At 41.1% G+C, this 5,907-nt stretch carries 1 protein-coding gene; it reads right to left on the reverse strand.

Annotated elements, in window-relative coordinates:
- Nucleotides 1-1,433: 1,433 nt before the first annotated feature.
- Complete coding sequence (locus A6733_RS08030; protein WP_141663501.1) at nucleotides 1,434-3,833, reverse strand: hypothetical protein; 2,400 nt, start codon at nucleotides 3,831-3,833, stop codon at nucleotides 1,434-1,436.
- Between the last annotated feature and the right edge of the window lie 2,074 nt (nucleotides 3,834-5,907).

Here is a 5,907-nt window from a genome sequence, read left to right on the forward strand (position 1 = left end):
GCGTTAGCGTTATACTATTTACAATAACTTACATCATTAGTGACACACTAACAGCCTCTAGTTCTCCCAAAAGCAAGCCACACACTAAATAATTTATTCTATTCTCAGTGCTCTTGCTAGCCGTTGTAGATAAGACAACCAACTCCCTTCTTCTCTTTTCTCTTAATTCATAGTGGAATTTACCCGATCTCTCTCTTTACTTCCTTCTCCGATTACGCTATCACCATTAATACTACCTCCATGTCTCTGCGGGTCAACCATACCTCCCAACAGAGATCATATTTTTAGGCTTGACCAACCCCCACTTTGGTGTAGCATATGTACGTCTCCTCGTGGGTGTATGGAAACTTGCTCCACTAAGTAAAGCACGGCGACGCTTGTGTCTGCGTAGGCACGCATCCCACTCTACCGGGTTACACTCTGCTTTTAATTGAAATTATACCTCAGGGTTGTGTGCTTTATTCCAGAGATCGTGTTGTCTTTATCCAGCACACGATATTGTTACGTGAGCATCATCACTCCTTATATATTGCATAGCATAATACAGTGTAGGTCTCACACAGGATCACTATGACAGGATCACTATGAGTTTGCTGCTTCTGCTTCTATTTAATCTATTACTGCTACTAACATCATTTCCGCAGGCTCTCCTCCGTGCTACCCATCAGCATTTGGATTAAATCAATTCTTCGTTAGTAATTTAAGTTTGAACTATTAGCGGATAATTAATCTATCAAAGTGATAAAGTTGGTATTGATCATCTAACAACTTTAAGTTACAGAATCGCTTCTGACTATAAATACTTTTCTTATTATCAGAGTTATTACTCTTAGAACGAGAACGCTTGTAATTGCCCGCTAATCTTATAAACAAATCTGTCATGCCTAAATTTAATTACCTTCAAAGAAGAAAATACCAATGCTGTACTTTATTATCTGAAATAATTTAACAATAGCATCCCTACTAAGGATAAGCCTACTGCTAGGGTAATTGCCTCCGTATAGACAGCATTGATAAAAAATGCTCAAAAATATATGTTGATATAGCAAAACAACCGAATACAAGAAAAACCAAGCAGATCACCTGATTACTATCTGATGTTTAAAGTCTGTAGTACTAATAATCTTTACACTGCCCTTAGTACATCAATACCTATACTTGCTGCCATAAAGGACAACGCATCATCTGAGGCGCGTTAAACAAAAGACTAACCAAATTATCAATGCACAAGACGGTATTACCTAAAAGAAGTCAAATATGATTTCCCAAATCTTGGTTCTTCTGTGGGTAAAATGCAAACAAATATCAATATATTGACTGCATCATTTATATACAACAATGGCAAAGGTACCCTGGTACTACATTCCCCCCACAGCACACACCCACAAACGCGTGACTTATTTACCTGATCTCTTCAAACAAATACGCATTAACTACTCCAGACTCCTCAGTCTATTTAACTCTTGGGACAGCTGTCTCCTCCTCGATTTTATCCTCACCATCTCTACCTTTATCTCTAACTCTCTTACTTTTGCTAAAGCTATATCCCTACCTCTCTCCAAGGAAACTATCTGCGCACTTCCATCCGCTACTACTACTCTTCTTAGTTCTCGTATACGCTCTCCCACCTGCACCAACTCCACCCCTAGCTGGGACTCTCGCTCTACCGCTTCATGTAGTTCTAGCTCTACTTCTTCTGATGTCATCCCTAATCCATCTATTGCTGGCTCTGAACGTAGACTAGTACTATACATAGCTTTTTCTTCCCTTAGCGTTAGCTCTAACCTCGCAAGCTTCACTCTAGCTTCTCCCTTTTGCAAGCGAACCTCCCCCTCCTTCGAACGCTCTTCCAGCCTCCTCTTTTTATCACTATCTATCCTTTCTCGTCTCTCTCTCTCTGCTGCTTCTTTCCGTTCTTTCTCCTCCTGTCTTTCTTGTTTCCTTGCCTCTTCTTCTTCTTTCCTTCTTTGTCTATCATTGAGTTTGTCTAATTTCCTCTTCTCTGCCTCCGCTTTAATTTTTCTTCTCTCTTTAAGCATTTCCTGCTTTGCTAGTTTCTCTAGTTCAAGCGCCCTTCTCTCCTCTTCCTCCTCTCTTGCTCTAGCCTCAGCTCTCTCCAATCTCTCTCGTCTTGCTAGCTCCGCCATCTCTAGCCTTGCCGCTTTCTCCCTCTTAGCCATTTCTTCCATTGCTAGACGTTCCATCCTCCCTAACTCTTTAGCAGCTTCCTTCCTCTGCCTATCTAGCTCTTTAGCAGCTTCCTTTCTCTGATTTTCTAGCTCTTTAGCAACTTTCTTCCTTTGCTTCTCTAACTCTTTGGCAGCTTCCGCATCCTCCCTAGCTAAGGCTCTCTCTACCTTCTTCATTAAACTTACAGTGACTCTTCTCTCCTGATTTTCTATAGCTCTCGACGCCTTCTCTTCCATTAGCTTCCTCACCATCTCCTCACCATGCAACCTTACCCCCTCCATTACATCTGACGATATCTTATCCGAAACCACAATTCTTCTAACCTTCTTCTTTGCTTTAGTACCCCGTTTCATTGTTCCACGTTCCACCAATTCCTCTGCTGACTCTCCTTCCGAATCTACTACTACCACTTCCGGTTCTTCTATGCTACGAATCAGAGCTCGTAATATTGCTTCATTAGTTTCTATAAGAGAAACAACATCCTCAGTTCCTCCCGGAATCAACCCAGCTCTTTCTAGTTCTTGATTGCGCAATAAATCTTGCTGAGTTCCCGAAAGTTGACTTATCATTTCTAAAACGAGAACAGACTTCGTAGTACCATAAAACATACCTCGACATAGCGCTTGACCAGGGTACATTCCCAACCTTATCGCTAGATCCGGTGTCAACGCGAAATTTCTATCAGAGCCTGATTCACTCTGTTCTGGTACACCTGTCACCTCCTGCCCATGCACAGCAGCAGTACCTACCTCCTCTTCCTCTAACAACACTTCCCCTGATGTAGCACTCATTGCTTGTTGCCCACAAGCACCCACATTTTCCACTACCACTGCCGGTAATGCTGTAAATGAAGGTGATTCTACGCTAGCCATCAGAGCTTGTATTAACTGTCCGTTAGTTTCTATAAGAGAAGCAGTATCTTCTAAATCAAAGCCCATCCCTCCCGAGGCCAACCAAGATCTTTCCAATTCTTGAGAGCGCAATAAATCTTGCCGAACTTCTGAAAGTTGAGTTACCAATTCTAAAACGATATCAGATGTTGGAGTACCATAAAACATACTTCGACGCAGCGCTTGACCAGGTCTCATGCCCAGAAATCGTGCTAAATCTGGTGCCAATACAAACCCACCATCACAATCCACGACACCCTGCTCCGCTACATCTGACACCCGCCCACGAACAGTACCTACATCTCCTCCTACCACTGTTGATGTTGTTGTAGGTGGAGGTAATGGTGGTGCTTCTGCACTATCCAGTAGCGCTTGTATCGCCGCTGCGTTAGTATCAATAAGGCTACGCACATAACTGTCACTAAGCTGAGTGGAAGAACTAGTCCCCTCTCCTGATCTAAGGAGACTCAATCTTTCCCGTTCTTCTAAAAGTTGAGTAGCTAAACACTTCGCAATAGGAGCACGTGGGGTGCCATAAAACATACCTCTAAATATCATTGCACCAGGTTCCATACTCAACGCCAGCGCTAAACGTGGCTCCAATACAAATCCCCCTGCCTCATCATGTAATGCACTTTGTTCTAATCCCAATGAACTTGATGGTTGTGCTTGCCCACCTACACCACCTCCTCCCTCATCACTACCATACGGATCACTTGCTTCACCACCTGTGCTACTCAATTTACGTTTCATTGACAGAGTCCTTATTCTTGTTTTTTCTTCTTCCACATTGAAACCACTTAATGTAGACAAGACTACCTACAATCAACGCCAAGCTTGCTCTTTTTTAAGCTGTAGCAACAACATTACGAAACGTTAATACATAGTATCCTACTCACAAGCACACAATTTCCCAGAAGTCTATTAATTGTAAGTGGAGTGCGGTATACTACTTACAATAACGTACATCATTAGTGGCACACGAACAGCCTCTAGTTCTCCCAAAAATAAGCCACACGCGAAATGATTTATTCTATTCTCAGTGCTCTTGCTAGCCGTTGTAAATAAGACAACCAACCTCCTTCTTCTCTTAATTCATAGTAGAACCGCTCAGCCTCTCTCTTTACTTCCTTTTCTGACTACGCTACTACCATTAATACTACCTCCATGTCTCTGCAGGTCAACCATACCTCCCAACAGAGACCATATTTTTAGGCTTGACCCCCCCCCCCCCTTTGGTGTAGCATATGTATGTCTCCTAGTGGGTGTCTGGAAACTTGCTCCACTAAGGCAAGCACGGCGACACTCGACACTTGTGCTTGCTTAGGCACGCATCCTACTTTACCGGGTTATAGTCTGCTTTTAATTGAAATTATACTTCAGGGTTGTGTGCTTTATTCCAGAGATCGTGTTGTCTTTATCCAGCACACGATGCTGTTACGTGAGCATCATCACATATATTGCATAGCATAATACAGTGCAGGTCTCACACAGGATCACTATGAGTTTGCTGCTTATGCTTCTATTTAATCTATTACTGCTACTAACATCATTTCCACAGGCGCTCCTCTGTGCTACCCATCAGCATTTGGATTAAATCAATTCTTCGTTAGTAATTTAAGTTTGAACTATTAGCGGATAATTAATCTATCAAAGTGATAAACTTGGCATTGATCATCTAACAACTAATAGCATTGATCATCAGCGTGGTTCCTCTAACTATAAACATGCGTAACTGCAAATACTGCAATGGAGCCACATGCATAACATTATTAAACATCAACTTCCCCATTCCACACACTCACCCCAACCTGCTATAACATCTCATTAAGTTATAGAATCAGAATCGCTTCCGACTATAAATATTTTTCTTATTATCAGAGTTATTACTCTTAGAACGAGAACGCTTGTAATTGCCCGCTAATCTTATAAACAAATCTGCCATGCCTAAATTTAATTATCTTTAAAGAAGAAAATACCAATGCTGTACTTTATCTGAAATAATCCAACATGGATAACACCCTTACTGATAGTAAGTCGCTACCAATAGTAAGACTGTCTCTAGGGAAATTGCTTCATGTGGGCAAAATTGATAAAAAATCCTAAAGTAAGTGAGGACATAACAAAACAATCAAATTAAATATAATAAATATAAGAAAAACTAAACACCGTCACCTAGCCGCTGCCAGATGTCCAAACCTTGCAACGCCAATAATAATCTTTGTACTGACGTCAACATAACAGCCGTAACCGCCCTACAACATTCACATGTTTAACAGCTAAGATCGCAGCAATCACCTCATGTAACAAATGTACTTCCTATACACCTTAATTCAGGATAAACCTTCACGTCCACCTCATCTAAACCGAAATTGCCATTCTTCGTTCATAAGTGATAATAATTCTAATTATAAATAAATCACTCTTGCACTACATCTATAGTAGCTTTCTGTAGCATACTAAGTTATGACACCGCTCTAGATAAGATACCTCTTAACAAAACAGATTCCTTTGACATATGATCTTAAGAATTTGAACACACAAGCCCCCAGATCTGTTCCTCGATTTACTTACTCACCACACCTACTTTCATCTAATCTAACGCAAGACCTACAATTGGTTAAGCCATTTTATTATCGTACCTGTTGGACATGTAAATAAAGATTCTTAAACAAGAAGCACACTAACGCACTAGCCTACAATTATGGCAAAGACATCCCAATGCTACAATCCACCACAGACTCACTAGTATACAACTTATTTACTCGCCATTTACTGAATACATTAACTGCCCATACTCTACAGTCTATTTAATTCTTGTGACAGC

Origin of the sequence: Candidatus Ichthyocystis sparus, from assembly GCF_900078745.1 — a bacterium.
GTDB lineage: Bacteria > Pseudomonadota > Gammaproteobacteria > Burkholderiales > 2013Ark19i > Ichthyocystis > Ichthyocystis sparus.